Below are 17,153 nucleotides of genomic sequence, written 5' to 3' on the forward strand. Positions count from 1 at the left end.
TGCCTTAAAGAGTCCCTTCCCATTTCAGGTTGAAGAACACCTGAAAACTCCCCGCGTAGCGCGTCCCGGGTTTCTGATCGACGAAGAGTTCCTCTTTGAGCCCGGGATAGTAGAGTTCGGTCCATTGGAATAGAAAGGATGCCGCGCGCGCCAGGCGCAATTCCAAACCGGCCGCGGCTGCAAATCCAAAAAGATCCAGGTCCTCCTGATTCCAATCCCGACGGTAGCGATCCCCGCCGGCCTCCAGACTCAAGACAGGAGACAGGCGGGCCTGCCGCCAGGGATGCGCTTCGAGTCCCAGCATCAACCCATACTGCGTGGCAAAGAGCGCGTTCTCATTGTCCTGGGCTTGATAGCGCAGCGACTGCACCACGGCCAACCAGGGCGAGGCATATTCCAAAAACCGCAGCTGGGCGCCGAAGCCATCGCGCGACATCAGAAGGCCGCCGCGGACCGAGGCCTCGGGGTCACCCGCGGCCATGGGCGTGCGGGTCCGGGCCGGGGTGGATTCGCGTTTTTCCATAGGGATCACGGGCCCTTTTTGATCATCCAGAATTTCCGGATCAGGGGAAGCGGGCTCGATCGGCAACATGGCGGTCGGCATGGTTTTGCGCGCCTGACCATAGCTTCCTTCGGCCCCCAAAATAAGGCTCAAAGCCAGAAGACCCTGGGAAAGACGGGAATAATCGAAGTGCATGCGGAGCCCTCGCCCATTGGATTTATCTAAGTCTATTTTACTCAGTTTTATTCCAAAGAACAGTTTTGAAGGTCGACCTTCGGCCCCAGGCCGCGGCTATAGCTTTTTCCAGGAACCGGGAGTATAAAAGGCCCTGCTGTTTGATAGATAGAAACTGACCAGTTAGGAGTTGGGATCATGACGGTAAGAATCGGCATCAACGGTTTCGGTCGTATTGGTCGCGTGGTCGCGCGTGCAGCGCTCAAACGCAAAGACTTTGAAATCGTCCATATCAATGACCTGACGGATACGAAGACGCTTGCGCATCTTTTCAAATATGATTCGGTGCACGGAACGCTGGACGCCACCGTGGAAGCAGTGGCTGATGGTATCGTCGTAAACGGCAAGAAAATCACCGTTTCCGCAGTGAAAGACCCTCGGGAAATTCCCTGGGGCGATAAGAAAGCAGAGCTCGTTTTTGAATCGACAGGCCGCTTCCGCGATCGTAAAGACGCTGAATTGCACCTGAAAGCCGGCGCGAAAAAAGTTCTGATTTCCGCGCCTGCCAAAGGCGAAGACCTGACCGTGGTTTACGGCGTGAACCATGAAAAACTTAAGCCTGAAATGACTGTCGTTTCGAACGGCAGCTGTACCACGAACTGCCTGGCTCCCGTGGCCAAAGTTCTGAACGAAGCCTTCGGCATCGAGTTCGGTCAAATGACCACGGTACATAGTTACACCAACGATCAGCAGCTGCTGGACCTTCCGCACTCTGATCTGCGTCGCGCTCGCGCAGCAGCCCTGAATATGATCCCCACCTCGACGGGTGCGGCGACTGCGATCGGCCTCGTTCTGCCTGAATTGAAAGGCAAACTCGACGGTATTTCGATCCGCGTTCCCACCGCCAACGTCTCGGTTGTGGACCTGAACGTCATGGTCAGCAAGTCCACGACCAAAGAGGAAGTGAACCGCGTCCTTCGTGAGGCAGCTCAAGGTCCCCTCAAAGGAATTTTGAACTACACCGAAGAACTTCTGGTATCATCCGACTTCAACGGTTCGGCCTACTCGAGCTCGATCGATGCGGATAGCACCATGGTTATGAACGGCCGCATGATTAAAGTCTTGGCCTGGTATGACAATGAGACTGGCTTCAGCAATCGTATGCTGGACGTCGCCGCTCTGATGAGCAAGTAAGTCAAGATCGAAGACGGTGAGGAGCCAGGGGCTTCATACCGTGCAAAACAGCCAGGATGGCTCCGTATAGGATGCCCCCTGGCTGAATTCGTCTTTGCAAAAGCAATCGGCGCATATAAAGTAGACTATCTAATAAATTACGTCGTCGCCCGCACTGTTAGCGAAGCTGCCTGAGGTGGACATGAGCAAGAATTCGGAAAATCTGGTTACACTGACTCGGAAAGAGGTTCTCGAAATCCTGGCCGAGACCAAGGAACTGGTTGGCTATGACATGCGAAAAGCCAATCTTGTGAAGGTGGATTTTTCCGGCTGTAATCTTCAGAAGGCCAACCTCTCTTATGCCAACCTGAAGGATGCATCCTTTCGTGATGCCGACCTGCGCGGAACTTCGCTGTGGAGTGCGAACCTGGAAGGTGCGGACTTCACGGGGGCCAATCTTGAAGATGCGGACCTCGATTATTCCAAGCTGCGTGGCGCTATTCTCTATAGAGCAAACATTCGTCGAGCCACTCTTCCTACAGAGCTGATCTCGCGCGAGGACATCATGGCCTCAGTGCAAACTGGCTGCAAAGTTGGTGTGAAACGGGTTTGATGCCTTCTCATTATGAAGGAATCATCAGGTGAAAGAGACTGCTCGGGAATTCCGCGCCTCCATTGGCCGGATTGAAATGATTGGTCATCGCTATGCGATAATCGAAGCCCTGGTTTCACCCGAATTCATCCATAGTCCCGGTCAGTTCACCAAAGTCATCTTTGAAGATCAAGAGGGCACCTTCGAGCGTTATTATTCCATCGCATCGGCCCCTCGCGGCGATGGCAGCTTCGAACTGTGCCTGATCCTGGATGATCAAAGAACAAGGCAGATCGTCGAAGCTTGGGCGCCTGGCTCAACTCTGCGCTGCACAGCGCCGGCCGGTCGCTTCCCTATTCCTTCGAAACAGCAGCCGATCGTGGGCATCGCCGGTGGATCCGGCATCACACCCCTGAAAGCGATTATTGAAGATCGACTTCAGCACAAGGGTGTGGCGCATACCGCGCTGCTTTACGGCTGTCAGACCGATACCGAAATTCCCTTTTACGAAGATCTTCAGGACCTCGCGCGGCAGCATCCTGCATTCCAGCTGCAAATCTATGCGGACCAGATCTCCCAGGGACGGGCTCTTCCCGGTCGTCCTTTGGATCATCTCGATCGCTTCATCTTCGCGAAGGCCGATTATCTTTTATGCGGGCCTCCGGCCTTTATGGAAGCTGCGCGTGGCCTGCTCCTCATGCGCGGCGTGGCGCCGGAAGCCATTCATCAGGATCGTTATTAGGACTCGTCCATGAGCGTCTATTACATTACGCAGTCCCAGAGCATTCTGGTGAGCGGCAAGACCTATCCCTATCGGGAGCTGCTTCGAAACCTCGGCGGTCAATACCAGGCCCAGGACAAGAGCTGGCTTCTGCCTTTAAGCGACGACATCCTGAAAAAAGTCGACGAACTCTGCAAGGGCATCGGTGGTGGCGCGCAGAAATCCCCGCGTCCGGCCGCTCCGCCCCGCGCTCCGGCGGCCATGGCCACCAATGAACCCTTGGTGGCGGATGCAGGTTTTGAGCCTTCCGTTTCCCTTCAGGGTGATGGCGTGACCATAGCCGAGCTGATGCAAAAGATTCAGCTCGCCATCGCGCATAGTTTTCCGCGCAGCCTCTGGGTGATCGGTGAAATTCAAAATTTCCGGCAGACCGCAACCGGCTCCTATTTTCAGCTGGCTGATTTCAAAGAGGGCGCGTCGCGATCCGCAACGATGACCGTCAATGCCACGATCTGGCGAAGCCAGTGGCAGGACATGGAACGCAAACTGGGCCGTGATGCTTTGAAAGAGCTGATGGTCGATGGCCTGCGCGTCAGGATGCTGGTCGATATCTCCCTCTTCAAAGACCGGGGTCAGATCAGCCTTCAGGTGCAAGGGATTGACCCTTCATTCACCAAAGGCAGCCTCGCCCTCGCGCGGGAAAAACTGTTAAGGGAGCTTCGCAGCAAAGGGCTTGATCAGAAAAATAAGCAGCTGCCCCTGCCGGCTTTTCCCCTGCGCATTGGCCTCATCAGTGCCGATGATTCGCGCGCGAAGAGCGACTTCCTCGATCAGCTTTTGGTCTATGGCTTTCCCGGTCAGGTCCTGTTTTATCCCGCGCAGATGCAGGGTGAAAATACTCTGCGCGATGTTGTATCGGGAATCAAGGCCCTGGAAAGCAAGGGCTGCGATATGATCGTCATCACCCGGGGCGGCGGCAGCGCGGCCGATCTTCGCTGGTTTGATAGCGCGGAAATCGCCTATGCCGTGGCCGAAGCCCGCGTTCCGATCGTGGCGGCCATCGGTCACCATGAAGATGTTTGCGTCGCCGAGGAAATCAGCGCCCGCCGCGAAAAAACACCGACGGCCGCTGCTGACTTCTGCGTGCACCTGCTGCAGAAAACCCGCGAGCGCATCGACCAGCAGAGTCTGATCCTTGCGCGCACTTTGGATGAGCGCGTGCGGCTTCAGACCCAGATTCTGGCGAATTTGAAGGCCCGCCTGCACCTGGGCGCCAAACAGGTGACCCATCAGCATGAGTCCCATCTGCAGAGCGTTCGAAGTGAATTGCAGATGCGCAGCGAACGCCGTCTGATGCAATGGATGACCCAGACGCAAAACCTCGCGCAAAGCTTTTTCCAGCGCTGGCAGTTCGTTCTGCGCGAACAGTCGAGCCGCCTGCGACGCCTGAGCGAAGACCTGCATCAGAGCGAAAGACGCCTCGTCCAGTGGACCGCCCAAACCGATAACCTTGCGCAGAGTCTCTGGCAACGCTGGCAATTCGTGGCCCGTGAGCAGACGACCCGTCTGCGTCGCCTGAGCCAGGACCTGCATCAAAGGGCGAACACCCAACTGCTGCCGAAGCGCTATGAAATCGAGGATCAAAAGCGCGCCCTCGGCCTTGCGGCCCGCGAGGTGCATCAAAGGCAGCGGGAAAAACTTCTGCAGCTGGAAAAAATGATCATACAGAGTGATCCCCAACCCTGGATGGCCCAGGGCTGGACACAGCTCTTCGCCGATGGCCACCGGCTGGATCGCGCGGATCAGCTGGAACCCGGAATGAAACTGAAGGCACGCCTCCTGGATGCCCTGCTTGAATTGAAACTGGAGAGTCTGACTCGACTCGATCCGAACAAGTCTGATATAAAGAAGGAGTCCAACCCATGAAGGAATCGCAAACGTATCAAAAGATGCTCGAAGAAGTCGAAGGGCTTGTCCGTGATATCGCAGCGCCCGACCTTGATCTGGATCTTATGGTTCAGAAAGTGGAGCGGGGCTACGAGCTGATCCGCAGCATGAAGCTGCGGCTGGAAGAAACCAAAACCCGTATTGATCAGCTGCATCAGCGCTACGACGAATCGGAGGCCGGCAGCTGATTCGTGACAGCAGGGACCCTTATGGATGAGAAGCCAGGCTTATTCCTACTCCTGGTCGCATGGTTTGGCCTTCTCAGTTGTCCGACCGTGAGGGGTGCAGACGCGTGGCTTTCACGGATTTTCCCAGCTTAAGGTAGGCAACTTTATCGCTCGCTATTTGGATCGTAAACCTTAGAGGGAATCTTATGGCTTCCATGAGTCTTGCCACCATGCTTGCGGTTGCCGCGGCGACCTCGCCCGTCTCGATTCAAATCGAGGACAAGGCAGCTGGGAAACCCATCAGCGATCTGATCTATGGCCGCAATGATTTATCCTTCGGTCGCCACGATACGGACCTCACCTATCCCATCGTTCGCTTCGGCGGCAATGCCACCTCACGCTACAACTGGCAGCAGAACGCCTGGAATGCAGGGAAAGACTGGTACTTTCTGAATATCGTCTTTCCCTATCAGTCACGGGTCGGTTCCCATTCCGGAAATTTTTCCTATACCGATGCCATTATCCTGAAGCAAAGCAGTCTGGGCCAGGACACTCTGATCACCATTCCCATGATCGGCTGGGTGGCGAAAAACAGGGAAAAAAGCTGGGCCTATTCCGTAAAAAAATATGGGAAGCAGCAGGCGACCGAACAGGATCAAAGCCGTGGAGATGCCGGGAATGGCAAACTTCCCGATGGCTCCCCTTTGAAAAAAGGCTCACCCATCGATACCTCGGTGGCCGCTCCGCCTGAATTCATGGGGGAATGGGTGGAGCACAATCGTGCTCTGAGCAGGAAGTATACTCCGAAGGGACCCGGCGTTCGCTTCTATGCGCTCGATAATGAACCGATGCTCTGGCATGACACGCATCAGGATCTGCGGTATGGCGATCCCAAACTCAAAACGCCCGAAGTCGGTTACGACGAACTTTGGGATCGAACCGTGGCTTATGGAACAGCGGTGCGCAAGGCGGATCCGCAGGCGAAGATCCTGGGCCCTGCGGAATGGGGCTGGTGCAGTTATATGTCATCCGCCAGGGATCAATGCAAGTCCGGTCCCGATCGCGCGGCGCATGGTGGCAAGCCGCTGCTCGCCTGGTATCTGAAAAAAGTGTGCGAGCATCAAAAGAAAACCGGCGTGCGCCTGGTCGATTATCTCGACATTCATTACTACCCCATGACCGAAAAATCGCTGGAGGATGAATCGAGCGAAGGGCAGAAACTCCGTTTCGAAGCCACCCGCAGTCTGCATGAAAAAGGCTATAAGGATGGCAGCTGGATCGAGGATGCGATCGAACTCATTCCACGCATGAAGCAATGGATCAAGGACGAATGCCCGGACACCAAACTCGCCATCACCGAATATCGGTTTGGAGCGGCTTCTGAAGGGCTTTCCTCGACTCTCGCGAATGCCGAGGCCCTGGCCATCTTCGGTCGTGATGGTGTGGATCTCGCCACCTTCTGGGGGCATATTCCCAAAGGCTCCAAACTCGAAGGCGCCTTCGCGCTTTATTTGAATTACGATGGAAAAGGTGCGTCGGCACGGGGCGGGCTTTCCCTGCCGACGCAGTCGAGTCGCGCCACCGATATTCCCGCCTATGCGATTCGCACCAAGGATAAACTTCTGGTCTACGTCTTCAATAAGACGAAGCAGGAAGCGAATCTGGATTGGAAGGGTCTGAAGGATTGGAAAATCGAGCGTTCATTCGTCATCAACTCACGCGGTAAGCTCGGCGCTGCGAAAGCCACTGCACAGGTCGAACCCTATGCCGTGACTCTTTTTGAATGGCGCAAAAAATAAGTCAGGCGACTGCACCAAAGCGAAAGATATGCCGAAGCTGAAAGCGACGGCTGATCAAAACCATGATGACGGGAATCGCCACGCCGGCCACCGAAGCCAGGACAAGGTGAAGCGTCACATCCTGAATCTTCAGACCGTGCAATAAAATCGCCCGCATCGTGGCCGACGCCAGCGTATGAACAAGATAAATCTCAAGGGATAAGCGCCCAATCCAGGCAAGGCCTCGGGTCAAACCCCAGGACTGAGGCAGGGTCATGGCCAGAGCAAGACTGGCCGCGACACCAGGGAAGGCCCAAAGAATATTCGAACGCAAAAGCGCATCCGCTTCGGCTATTGCTCCCCAGCTCGTCACCGCAAAACCCAGACCTAAAACGGCAAGACGCGATGCGGTGGAAGCCGACCGCAGCTTTTCCACAAGCGCAGGCGTAACACCGAGCACAGCGCCCGCCGCAAACCAAACCCCATGAATACGAACCAGATCCCACATGGCCCAAAGACCGCTGCCTTCCTGCGTCAGATGCAGGATCAAAGCGATCGCGAGCAAAGCCAAGGCTGGAACACCGGCGCGGCGCAGACCGAGCCACAGAAGGCTGAGCAGCAGCAGCACGTAAAGAAACCAAAATTGCATCACAGGTTTCCAGAGTATGCCGATCATATGCGTCCAGTCATAAGACGAGGACGTATAGCGCGACATGCGGATCTGGACAAGAGTCTGCAGCACCGACCAGACAAGGTAGGGCCAGAGCAGGGTTTTGGCGCGATCTTTCAGTGCGCGATCCAAAGGTCTTTGCACAGCCTTTTCCATGAAGAAGCCGGACAGAAGAAAAAAGAGCGGCATGTGAAAGGAGTAGATCCAGGCGTCCAGAGCGTGCGACCAACCTTCCGTTGGCAGCAGCTGAACATTCTGCAGCCCTCGCAGCGCATGGCCCAGGACCACGAGAAGGATGCCCCAGCCTTTGGCGACATCAATCCACGATTCCCGCGTGGCAGCAGCGGGCTGAACTGAATTTGCGCGACCATTTTCCAATTGCATGCAACGCCTCATCACTAATGGCGTAGCGGTTGTAACCGGAGTCAGGCCTTGCTGTCAAAGCGAATCAGTACGAATGCAAAGCTGCGCGAGCGCGGATTGAATCAAAATTTTGCCGGAAAATTTGGTTTTCACGACTGTAGAAAAATTCGTGCCTGTGATGGGAAATATGGCGAATCAATTTTAACAAGCGGCTCATGGTTTTTTCTCCTCCAAACCTCAGTCTACTCGGGTTCCTGGCTTTATCCTCGGCCAGACCTGAGCGTTGTATTACAGACTTTATGCCAAGCCCCCTTCTTCCGTAATTTTGAGGACTTGCCTTTCCAGGACCGCAAAACCTGTCCGGTTTCGGGACCCACGTTCACGGAATACGAGTGATTGCGTATAGTTCGGCGGGACTCGATCCACTATGGTGAACCCAGAATAAAACCCTTTCGAAAGAGGAGCCTTTTATGGAAACACAGATCAGACAAAGCTGGGGGATGTGGCTCTGGCGTGGAATCGTGTCCCTGCTCTTCGGACTTGTGGCGCTCATTTCACCCTTCGCCACCCTTGCGTCTCTTGTCATGCTCGCGGCCGCCTTCATTTTCGTCGATGGGATTTTTGCCTTTTTTTCCCTGTTTTCTCAGCGCGGTTCACCTTTCTGGTGGACCTCGCTGCTGGAATCCTTGGTCGGCATCGTGGTGGGCCTCGCACTTTTGGTGTGGCCTGGAATTGCGCTTTTGACTTTCCTTTACTTCGTCGCCGGATGGGCTCTGGTCAGCGGCATCTTTGAAATCGTCACCGCCATTCGTCTCCGTAAAGTGATCGAACGCGAATGGGCCCTGGGCCTTGCGGGAGTGGCTTCGATTGCCTATGGCATCGCCCTTCTAGCCTTCCCGGGATTGGGACTGCTCGCCTTGAGCTGGATGCTGGGCGCATATGCTGTAATTTTCGGTCTTTTGATGATCAACACCAGCATCAACATCCGTCGCGAGCAGCACAGACTCGGCGGAATGGGTACGCCGAAACCCGTTTAATCCTGTGCAGTTAAAGCCCCTTGAAGTCTGGCCTTCCAGCAGGTTCGAACCGGTGAAAAGCAATGGACTTTCGTCCCGATTTCGGACATCCTCGCTTTCACCTGCTGGAAGGAGTTCCCATGCTGCAAAAACCTGCCATCCTTCACCTGGATGACGATCCGATTTTTCTCGATCAGGTTCGCGACATCCTGATCCCGATCGGCGTCCAACTGTCCTCGTTCACCCAGGCGCAACAGCTCTTGGAAGCCCTGCCCGCGATGGGCGAGCCCGCCGTGCTGATGCTCGATATCTATTTGGATCGCCCGGGTCCCGATGGCAAGGCTCTGGCTCAGCAACTGCGAACGCGACTCCCCCACACTTTGATCGTGATGTGTTCCGACCTGCATGATGCGTCCACCGTGCGTGACTGCATTGCCCGAGGAGCCGATGACTTCCTCTTCAAGGGCAGTGATATGGAGCAGATCCGTCGCCGCATCGAAGCGGCCATCACCGAGTATCGAAGACGCTCGGAGCAAAGGCAGAAGCAGCGTTCTCTCGCGACCATGCCGCAGGTGGTGGGCCGTACATGCCGCGAACTCTGCGAACGCATCCCGCGCATGATCAATTCCGCGCTGACCTCGGTCCATGTCTATGGCGAGACCGGAACCGGCAAGGAGGTGATCGGTGATCTCTTCGCGCATTTCGTCGGCGAGCGCCTGCCTTTCATTCGCATTCACTGCGGCGCGATTCCTGCGGGACTGATCGAAAGTGAACTCTTCGGTCACGTGAAGGGTGCTTTTACCGGGGCGCAAAATAACAAGATTGGTCTTTTCGAACAGGCCGACGGCGGCTGGGTTTTTCTGGATGAGGTGGCGACGCTCAGCGCACCCGCTCAGGTCGCTCTTTTGCGGGTCCTTGAAAATCAGGAGCTGAGGCCGGTCGGGGCCACGCAGAATAAGAAGGTGCATGTGCGGGTCCTTTCCGCCACCAATGAAAATCTGGAGCAGCTCGTTCAGGAAGGCAAATTCCGCCGTGACCTTTGGCAAAGGCTCTGTGAAGCGGTGATTACACTGCCGCCATTGCGTGAACGCATGGATGAGTTTGATGAGCTTCTGCAAAGTTTTTGTCAGACCATGCGCGGCGGGCCCTATGAAGTCAGTGCCAGCGCCGTGGAAGTTCTGAAGCATTATGATTGGTCGAACGGCAACATCCGCGAACTCCGCAACTGCCTCCGGGCCATGACCGAGCATGCCTATGGCGGCGTGATCGCGCCTTCAGCGATTCCCGCCTTTATCTGGGAGCAGGTGAATAAACCGACCAAATCCGAAGCGCTCAGCATCACGACCGATACCGGACAGCGCCGCATCGTCTTGGAATGGGGCGAGGCTGAAGAATGGACCTATGAAAAGCTGATCATGCGTCTTCTTCTGGCCCTGGTGACGGCTGAATATCAAAAGCTGGGACGCCTGACCCTAAGGCAGCTGGCCAAGAATCTTGGCATTCCGCGCTCCACACTTTCCACCAAGCTGCAGGAGCTGGTGAAGATGGGCCTGACCACGGCGCCGGAACTCAGAAGCATGGTGAATGTCATGGCGGAAACAGAAGCCCCGGAGACGCGTGGATGAGCCAGTATCCTATCCAGCCGCAGATCATTCGCACCGACGCCGGCAGTCAGTTCATTGTCGCAAGCCCCGAGACCGCGGACACCCGTGAAGCCTGGCGCAAGGCCTGGCATGACTACCTTGCGGCCATGCGGAGCCTTCGCTATCTCGCGCAGAAGGGACTGCAAAGCCCCTTTGATACGCCCGAGCAGGCGGCGCAGAAAAAGGAATCGCTCGAACGCCATTTGAAGCATCTTGAGGAATTCGAAAAGGCCGTGGTCCAGCCCCTCCTTCAGGATCTACCGCGGAGCCCGACTGATGTCAGCCCATGATATGCGTACTTTGCGCCTGTTTTTGCCGCGCCTTCCCAGGATGAACGCCGACTGGAAAGCGGATAGCTGGATCGACGAAATTTTGCAGGTGAACTGCGGCGAAACCCTCGGCAGTACGATTGAAGGCACTTCCGATCGCCGCGTGCTCGACTCCTGTTCGATCAGCCGCGAGGGGCTTTCCTATCGTCTTCAGATTAAAAAAGGCTGCGTCTTCGCCGACGGTCAGGAGATGACGGCGGAAGATATCATGGATTCCCTTCTGCGCATGGCCCAGCAGACCTTTCATCCCTCGGGGCTCGGCCGCATCGTTCGCTACAACGGCAGCGAGCTGGGTCGCAGTTTTCGCGTGCTATCCCGCTATCGTCTGGAAGTGCTTCTGAATCGGGCTGTGCCGGACTTTTTGGAAAGGCTGAGCCATCCCTCCTGCTTTCTGCATAAGAAGGCTCAGGTGAATCTGACCAGCGGCTGCTGGCAGCTCATCTCCGAAGATGCGCATGAAATTCGGCTGCACAGCAATTCCCGTTTTTCGCAGGAAGGCCTGCGCTATGATCGGGTTCTCATTCAAAAACTCGATGCCGCGCTTTGGAAGAATGAAGACTTCGACGAGGCCTTCGTCGCGATCTTTCCGGGTGATGCCTTTCCCTCGCCGGCCGGCAATATTCTGAACGGCCGCAGCACGACCATCACCAAGCACAATATGCTGCGGGCGCTGTGGCTCTCTCCGCACGCGAAAGAACCCGATCTCAGTCTGGCCCAGGCCATCACCGACTATGCGCGGCAGCGTTCGCTCTGGCGCAAAAAACCACTGCGCTCCCTCTTTGAGAATCAGAGGTTTCAGCAGGATCTTCCGCTGCGGGATCTGGTGGGTAAGCCGGCGGCCGGATCGCTCAATCTTCACTGCCTCGCGCCCGAACCGGCCCAGGCTTTCCTGGATGATTTCCGCGCGTTTTTAAAGAGTCGCTGGAGCTGGGATTTGACGATCCATCCGCAGCAGCCCGCGGATGCCTTTCTTTTCAGTCTTTTCGAAGGCAGCACCGAGGAAAGCGAAAGCACCCTGAGCACGGCCTTCACCTGCATGGATCAGCTGCATAGGCAGGTCTATGGCTCGCCGCTTCTATCGCTGAAAAAAATCGCGCAGGAGGATGAAGGATTTAGGCGGCAGACGCTCATCCATGAGCAGCTGCACAAGTTTTCGCATAGCCCGGCGCTGATTCCCCTTTATCGGACGCCGATTCTGATTCACAGCAATCGCAATATGCACCGCGATGGTGAAATTTCTCCGCTCCTGCTTTTGCATCAGGTCGGCGACAGCCTCAGGCGTGAACAGACCGATGAACTGCGTCAGGCCTCATTGAGTGCTTTGGGTTCCGCCGTCCAGATGCTGGTGCATGATGTGAAGCGGCCCTTCGCCATGCTGCAGGGTGTTTTGACTTTGATGGCGTCGCATGAGGATCCCGAACGTATTCGCGATTTGGCCAGGAACTGGCTTCCTGAAGTCAAGCGCATGGCCCATACCGTTCAGGAAATGATCAGTGACGTTCTGGAAATGGCCTCGAATCAGGAGCTGATGACCGAGCCTCTGAGCCTTTTGGATGTCGTGCATGATGCCCTCAATCTGCTGACAGCAGCGAGCAAAAGCGTGCAGCTGCGCTTTCATCCGCAGCATTCCCTGATGCTGGAAGGCGATCGCTTCCGCCTTGCCCGTGTGATTGCCAACCTTCTGAATAATGCGATCCAGGCCACGCCGGATCATGGCGTGATCACGATCAGCAGCAGCGAGGAACACGCAGGAACCCGCCGCTGGATGCGGATTCGCATTCATAACACGGGTTCTTTCATACCCCTTGATAAAAGGCAGCGCATTTTTGAAGCCTTCTTCACGGAAGGCAAGCGCCAGGGGACCGGCCTCGGTCTGGCCATTGCGCAGAAGGTCATCGTCAGTCACGGCGGTCAGATCCTTTGCGAATCGCATGAAGAGGACGGCACGACTTTTATCTTTACCGTACCGGCGTCCTATCGCTCCGATCCCAAGCATGCGCTTGAAGCAAGCGACATCAGTCACGTCTTTCATCGACTGCCGTCGGTACCCCAGCCTCCTGCAGCGCAGACCAAGGGCAAGGAGACGCTGCGCATTCTTCTGGTGGATGACGATTACCTTTACACCAGCTTCATGCGCGATGTCTGGCAGACTCTGCGCACCGAAGGTCTTGATCTGCAGCTTTTCACGGCTGAAGATGCGCGCCGTGCGACCGAGCTCGTGACCAAGGACGTCTTTGATTTGATCCTGGTTGACTATGAATTAGGCCGCGATGATGGCGTTGCCTTTCTCCCGATTCTGCGGCGGCATCAGCCTCAGGCCTTGATCGGTCTTCATTCCCATCATTCGGGCATTGAATTGCGCGAAGCGGCCCTGAAGGCGGGCGCGGATATCTTCGAACCCAAGCCTTTGACAGCTTCGCTCGCCCAGCAGCTTTTGACGAAGCTCCTTCAGCGCGAGCGCCCGCAGCGTCCCCAGCTCATTCTGGTCGAGGACGACCCTCTTTATCAGGATATGTGGCGGGATCTTTGTCCGCAGATCACCTGCTTTGCCTTTCCCGAACAGCTCCTGGCGGTCGCGCGGCAGAATCCTGAACTTCTGGCTCAGGCTCAGGCTTTGATCACGGATCGTTTCTTCGTGGGAACGGAGATGCAGGGTCTGCAGCTGGCTGAAGAGATTCACGCCACCTGGCCCGAACTGCCGATACATCTTTGCAGTCAGATCCAGGATCGCAGCAGCCTGCATCCGGCGTTTCAGGGTTTTGTGGCCAAGGATCCCGAGTCGATCCAGGCCTTTTTGAAAGCGCTGGTGGCGCCTTCTCAAACGAGTTCTTCTTAACGAATCATGCGTTCGAAAACGTCCAGCATACGGGAATCTATGACCTCGATCACGAGGGCATCAATCGAAGACTGAAAGACCAGGGGCTCTGAGGTTCCGGGAACTCCGAACAAGGTGGCCACGACCGCGCCGCTGCCATCGCCTAGAACCGGATTTTGTCCCGCAGGCATGCGGAAGGTGTAGACGGCATGGTAAAGGTCCTCGGGTGGACGGATGTCTATGTCGGCCGTGATGTTGCTCTGGGCGCCGGCACGAAAGGTCCATTGCGTGCTCTTCGCAAGGCGTTCCACAGGGACCTTCGATCCCGATTTTGCATCCGTCAGGCGGCAGCCCGCCTTGTGGATCAGCTGACCTTCCGGCTGATCCAAAAGCGGCTGGCAATAAAGGTAGGACCCGGTGATGTTGTTCGGCACATCCACCTTTTCCTCGCCATCATCCGCTGCGGTGGCCAAGGCCTGTTTTTCATTCTGGACGCGGGTGTCCGTCGTTTCCTTACAGGCCAGAAGCGCGAGAAAGATGAAGATGTGCCTGCTGTGTATGTTCACCGCTGAAATCCTATGTCTATCGTTTGAATGTTCGAGGGCATATCCACCATTCTCAACTCAATCTGCCGGCTTGCGGCATCATACTGAAACAAGTCGGTGGGGAAGGTCTGCTGATTGAAACGCAGGAAGGGTTTGCCGCCCTCCACGATCGCTTCGCTCGGCAGCGTGATGCGAGCCACGGCCTGGTCATAGATCACCCGCTTGCCGATCTTGCGGAAACTGCCGTACCAATCCGGGTCGCAGAGGGAGAGTCGCAGACCCTTCGGAAATTGTTCACGCAGACGATCCCACTGCTCGGGCTTCGCCTCGGGAAGACACCAGTCACTGACGGGTGTGATCTCGGGGCTGGCGATCAGATGAAGATAGAGCTGCCCATCAGGAAAATGCTCCTGAAGAAAAGCGCTGAGTTCCTCCTGATCCCCGAGTGGGATGTCGCCGTCGGTCATGATAGTGATGCTGGGCACGGTTTTTTTGGGGTAATCGGGATCCTTTTGCAGCTGTTCATTGAAGAACTGCATGATCTCCGATTTCAGCGTGCCATTGGTCAGTCCCTTGTTGATAATCGTCGTGCGTTCCCCATCCGTGAAAAGCTGCGAGCTGTTGTCGACCACAACAAAAGCATGATCGGCACTGGCAACTTCGAAACCAGTCTGAGTCTGGGTTTTCTTCACCTTAGCCGCTTCCTGCGAAAGGCTGAGAAGACCGAAGGGCAATTCCGTGGACATGGACATATCACTGTCTATGAAGGTGATATTGTGAATCGTGCGCTTTGTTGTCAGAATCGCTTTTTCAGGCACGATCCCGATCCAGGGCAGTACGACTTCGGTCGTGCCGGAACGTGGCGGAAGTTCCCGTTCGATGTTTTGATTCTGATAGGGTGCGGAGTCCGCAGAAGACCTTTTGGATGATCCTGTCGAAGACTCGCAGGCCAGCAAGGGCAACAGTATGCCGATTGTGAAGAACATACGCATGGAAGTCTCCTGGTCTTATGAGACTTATCGGCAGGCACGGCGGCTTGAAAAAATGATTTGTCGAAAGATTGCTTGGGGGCGGTAATGAAAGGGCTTTTTGCGGGATCTCTGGGGTTTCGGGGCGCTTCATTCTGCCGAGCGAGCGAGGCCACCCAAGGAATTTACCTTGCAGAGCTCAGCAGGGTTTGATTAGCTGAGGCGGAATCAAGCAAGGAGTTCCCCATGTTTTATGAAATGACCGTCACGCAGTTCATCAAAATGCTCAATAATCTTTCAGCCTTTATGGATAAGGCTGTGCAGTTTGCCGAAACCAAGAAGTTTGACCTGGATGTTTTGTTGAATGGTCGTTTGGCACCGGATCAGTTTAACTTCATCCGCCAGGTTCAGATTGCCTGCGATACAGCGAAAATCGGCGCATCGCGTCTGACAGGCAAGGAAGCTCCGCAGCATGCGGATACCGAGAAAACCCTGCCTGAGCTGAAGGCCCGCATTGAAAGCACGATTGAGTATCTGAAGACATTTTCGCCCAAGGATTATGTGGAAGCCGGCAGCCGTAAGGTCAGCCAGCCGCGCTGGGAAGGCAAATGGGTGACGGGCGAGGAATTCGCCACGCAGCATATGATACCCAACTTTTACTTCCACCTGACAACAGCGTACGCGATCCTGCGGCACAACGGGGTGGATGTCGGCAAGAAGGATTACCTCGGCGCCATGCCCTTCAAACAGTAATACCCGGTGGGCCTGGGCCCACCTTGTCCGCCGCTCACGGCCACACCACGCTCCCGCTGAATCCTCCGCCGATCGCAACATTCAGGATGACGTGGAACGGCTGATTCTTAAAGCTATCCCAGCTCACCTGCCGGACGTATTGCCCGTCGATGAAAATCTTGGCCCAGCCGCCGTGAAATTCGAGGCGATAGACATGCGCAACATAGGGATTCACCATATGCACCTGCGAATCGTAACGGGCCTGGCCGCAGTTGCTGCCGGTGATGAAATTGGTCATCATGCTCTGAATGGGCATGGCCTGGGGATTGATCACGTATTCAAAAATATCTATTTCCTGCGCACCCCATGTCGGCCAGCAGGACGATCCCGGATTCGGAAATTCCTGGACCTGGGAACCGAGCACCCAGAACGCCGGCCATGCTCCGGCCACGCCACCGCCGGCCCAGAACACCAGCCGGGCTTCCCAGGCGCCGTCGCTGCGATCAATCCTGGACTTCGTGCTGATGCGGCCTGATGTGAACTGTTTCGTTCGTCCATCAAAGGTCCGCGACTCCCTTTGCAGCTGAATATAGAGCGAGCCATTGGCAACCCAGAAATTGTTGCCCACTCCCTCTTCATCCACATACCATTGCTGCTCGTTATTCACCTCGGCCTGGGTACCGACCAGCACATTCCAATGCCCACGATTCAAACGGCTGCCTTCGAATTCGTCGATCCAATCCACCTGCCAGCATCCCTGACCATAGGAATCACCGATCCAGTTTTCATGCTTCACATAATCAACAGTGATCCCGGCGTAAGTGGGGCCCTCAGCGGCCTCCACCGAGGCAACTGTTCCCAGCATCGAACACGCGAATACAAAACCAAACCAATTCCGAGTCTTCATAAAAATCCCCCTCTTATGATCCTGCCTAGCATCTGTTTGTTCTTTCGTAGGAAAATTGGAAAGAGGCAACAACCTGGTAGGCATGATCACAGAAAAAAATTTCATGTAATC

General features: G+C 55.7%; 16 protein-coding genes. 11 read left to right on the top strand and 5 right to left on the bottom strand.

The window, feature by feature from the left end:
- Positions 1–4: 4 nt before the first annotated feature.
- A complete protein-coding gene (locus tag VFO10_RS04130; RefSeq protein WP_325137410.1) occupies positions 5–697 on the bottom strand; it encodes a hypothetical protein in 693 nt (230 codons plus the stop codon).
- A 177-nt stretch (positions 698–874) separates the two neighbouring features.
- On the opposite strand from VFO10_RS04130, the gene gap reads away from it, so the two are divergent.
- The 6 genes from gap to VFO10_RS04160 all read left to right on the top strand — a co-directional run bounded on the left by gap (position 875) and on the right by VFO10_RS04160 (position 7,075).
- Positions 875–1,870, top strand: a complete 996-nt coding sequence (gap, locus tag VFO10_RS04135) for a type I glyceraldehyde-3-phosphate dehydrogenase (RefSeq protein ID WP_325137411.1) — start codon at positions 875–877, stop codon at positions 1,868–1,870.
- A gap of 181 nt (positions 1,871–2,051) precedes the next feature.
- Complete coding sequence (locus tag VFO10_RS04140; RefSeq protein ID WP_325137412.1) at positions 2,052–2,462, top strand: pentapeptide repeat-containing protein; 411 nt, start codon at positions 2,052–2,054, stop codon at positions 2,460–2,462.
- Between the two features lie 28 nt (positions 2,463–2,490).
- Positions 2,491–3,183, top strand: coding sequence for an FAD-dependent oxidoreductase (locus VFO10_RS04145; protein WP_325137413.1), 693 nt, complete (start codon positions 2,491–2,493; stop codon positions 3,181–3,183).
- A gap of 9 nt (positions 3,184–3,192) precedes the next feature.
- Positions 3,193–5,088 (top strand): exodeoxyribonuclease VII large subunit, encoded by a 1,896-nt coding sequence (gene xseA, locus VFO10_RS04150; RefSeq protein ID WP_325137414.1) that lies wholly within the window; start codon positions 3,193–3,195, stop codon positions 5,086–5,088.
- Positions 5,085–5,297 carry an exodeoxyribonuclease VII small subunit gene (gene xseB, locus VFO10_RS04155; RefSeq protein WP_141735340.1) on the top strand — a complete coding sequence of 71 codons (213 nt, stop codon included), beginning with the start codon at positions 5,085–5,087 and terminating at the stop codon, positions 5,295–5,297. The genes xseA and xseB overlap by 4 nt, the downstream gene beginning before the upstream one ends.
- 185 nt (positions 5,298–5,482) lie before the next feature.
- Positions 5,483–7,075 (top strand): glycoside hydrolase family 44 protein, encoded by a 1,593-nt coding sequence (locus VFO10_RS04160; protein WP_325137415.1) that lies wholly within the window; start codon positions 5,483–5,485, stop codon positions 7,073–7,075.
- A gap of 1 nt (position 7,076) precedes the next feature.
- On the opposite strand, the gene VFO10_RS04165 is transcribed toward VFO10_RS04160, so the two are convergent.
- Positions 7,077–8,108, bottom strand: a complete 1,032-nt coding sequence (locus tag VFO10_RS04165) for an acyltransferase family protein (protein WP_325137416.1) — start codon at positions 8,106–8,108, stop codon at positions 7,077–7,079.
- Positions 8,109–8,557: 449 nt separating this feature from the next.
- Here VFO10_RS04165 and VFO10_RS04170 point away from each other — a divergent pair, with 449 nt between their 5' ends.
- The 4 genes from VFO10_RS04170 to VFO10_RS04185 all read left to right on the top strand — a co-directional run bounded on the left by VFO10_RS04170 (position 8,558) and on the right by VFO10_RS04185 (position 13,911).
- Positions 8,558–9,124, top strand: a complete 567-nt coding sequence (locus tag VFO10_RS04170; RefSeq protein WP_325137417.1) for an HdeD family acid-resistance protein — start codon at positions 8,558–8,560, stop codon at positions 9,122–9,124.
- Positions 9,125–9,243: 119 nt separating this feature from the next.
- Positions 9,244–10,728 (top strand): sigma-54 dependent transcriptional regulator, encoded by a 1,485-nt coding sequence (locus tag VFO10_RS04175; RefSeq protein WP_325137418.1) that lies wholly within the window; start codon positions 9,244–9,246, stop codon positions 10,726–10,728.
- Complete coding sequence (locus VFO10_RS04180) at positions 10,725–11,036, top strand: hypothetical protein (protein ID WP_325137419.1); 312 nt, start codon at positions 10,725–10,727, stop codon at positions 11,034–11,036. Before VFO10_RS04175 ends, VFO10_RS04180 begins: the two co-directional genes overlap by 4 nt.
- Positions 11,023–13,911, top strand: a complete 2,889-nt coding sequence (locus VFO10_RS04185) for an ATP-binding protein (protein ID WP_325137420.1) — start codon at positions 11,023–11,025, stop codon at positions 13,909–13,911. The genes VFO10_RS04180 and VFO10_RS04185 overlap by 14 nt, the downstream gene beginning before the upstream one ends.
- Here the strand turns inward: VFO10_RS04185 and VFO10_RS04190 are convergent.
- Together VFO10_RS04190 and VFO10_RS04195 are read right to left on the bottom strand one after the other, a co-directional pair.
- The gene (locus tag VFO10_RS04190; RefSeq protein WP_325137421.1) at positions 13,908–14,456 is read right to left on the bottom strand and encodes a hypothetical protein; all 549 of its coding nucleotides are present in this window, start codon (positions 14,454–14,456) and stop codon (positions 13,908–13,910) included. The genes VFO10_RS04185 and VFO10_RS04190 overlap by 4 nt on opposite strands.
- Positions 14,453–15,427 (bottom strand): hypothetical protein, encoded by a 975-nt coding sequence (locus tag VFO10_RS04195; protein ID WP_325137422.1) that lies wholly within the window; start codon positions 15,425–15,427, stop codon positions 14,453–14,455. The genes VFO10_RS04190 and VFO10_RS04195 overlap by 4 nt, the downstream gene beginning before the upstream one ends.
- 222 nt (positions 15,428–15,649) lie before the next feature.
- Between VFO10_RS04195 and VFO10_RS04200 the strand changes: the two genes are divergently transcribed.
- A complete protein-coding gene (locus VFO10_RS04200) occupies positions 15,650–16,156 on the top strand; it encodes a DUF1993 domain-containing protein (protein ID WP_325137423.1) in 507 nt (168 codons plus the stop codon).
- A 34-nt stretch (positions 16,157–16,190) separates the two neighbouring features.
- Here the strand turns inward: VFO10_RS04200 and VFO10_RS04205 are convergent, their stop codons facing one another.
- Entirely contained in the window at positions 16,191–17,042 is an 852-nt protein-coding gene (locus VFO10_RS04205) for a glycoside hydrolase family 16 protein (protein ID WP_325137424.1), read from the bottom strand.
- Positions 17,043–17,153: the final 111 nt, after the last annotated feature.

Source organism: Oligoflexus sp. (genome assembly GCF_035712445.1).
GTDB lineage: Bacteria > Bdellovibrionota_B > Oligoflexia > Oligoflexales > Oligoflexaceae > Oligoflexus.

What these genes read in the sequence shown, in the direction of transcription:
- gap (WP_325137411.1), top strand. Translation starts at nt 875, where the DNA reads ATGACGGTAAGAATCGGCATCAACGGTTTCGGTCGTATTGGTCGCGTG.
- VFO10_RS04200 (WP_325137423.1), top strand. Translation starts at nt 15,650, where the DNA reads ATGTTTTATGAAATGACCGTCACGCAGTTCATCAAAATGCTCAATAAT.
- xseB (WP_141735340.1), top strand. Translation starts at nt 5,085, where the DNA reads ATGAAGGAATCGCAAACGTATCAAAAGATGCTCGAAGAAGTCGAAGGG.
- VFO10_RS04160 (WP_325137415.1), top strand. Translation starts at nt 5,483, where the DNA reads ATGGCTTCCATGAGTCTTGCCACCATGCTTGCGGTTGCCGCGGCGACC.
- VFO10_RS04175 (WP_325137418.1), top strand. Translation starts at nt 9,244, where the DNA reads ATGCTGCAAAAACCTGCCATCCTTCACCTGGATGACGATCCGATTTTT.
- VFO10_RS04185 (WP_325137420.1), top strand. Translation starts at nt 11,023, where the DNA reads ATGTCAGCCCATGATATGCGTACTTTGCGCCTGTTTTTGCCGCGCCTT.
- xseA (WP_325137414.1), top strand. Translation starts at nt 3,193, where the DNA reads ATGAGCGTCTATTACATTACGCAGTCCCAGAGCATTCTGGTGAGCGGC.
- VFO10_RS04140 (WP_325137412.1), top strand. Translation starts at nt 2,052, where the DNA reads ATGAGCAAGAATTCGGAAAATCTGGTTACACTGACTCGGAAAGAGGTT.
- VFO10_RS04130 (WP_325137410.1), bottom strand. Translation starts at nt 697, where the DNA reads ATGCACTTCGATTATTCCCGTCTTTCCCAGGGTCTTCTGGCTTTGAGC.
- VFO10_RS04170 (WP_325137417.1), top strand. Translation starts at nt 8,558, where the DNA reads ATGGAAACACAGATCAGACAAAGCTGGGGGATGTGGCTCTGGCGTGGA.
- VFO10_RS04165 (WP_325137416.1), bottom strand. Translation starts at nt 8,108, where the DNA reads ATGCAATTGGAAAATGGTCGCGCAAATTCAGTTCAGCCCGCTGCTGCC.
- VFO10_RS04195 (WP_325137422.1), bottom strand. Translation starts at nt 15,427, where the DNA reads ATGCGTATGTTCTTCACAATCGGCATACTGTTGCCCTTGCTGGCCTGC.
- VFO10_RS04205 (WP_325137424.1), bottom strand. Translation starts at nt 17,042, where the DNA reads ATGAAGACTCGGAATTGGTTTGGTTTTGTATTCGCGTGTTCGATGCTG.
- VFO10_RS04180 (WP_325137419.1), top strand. Translation starts at nt 10,725, where the DNA reads ATGAGCCAGTATCCTATCCAGCCGCAGATCATTCGCACCGACGCCGGC.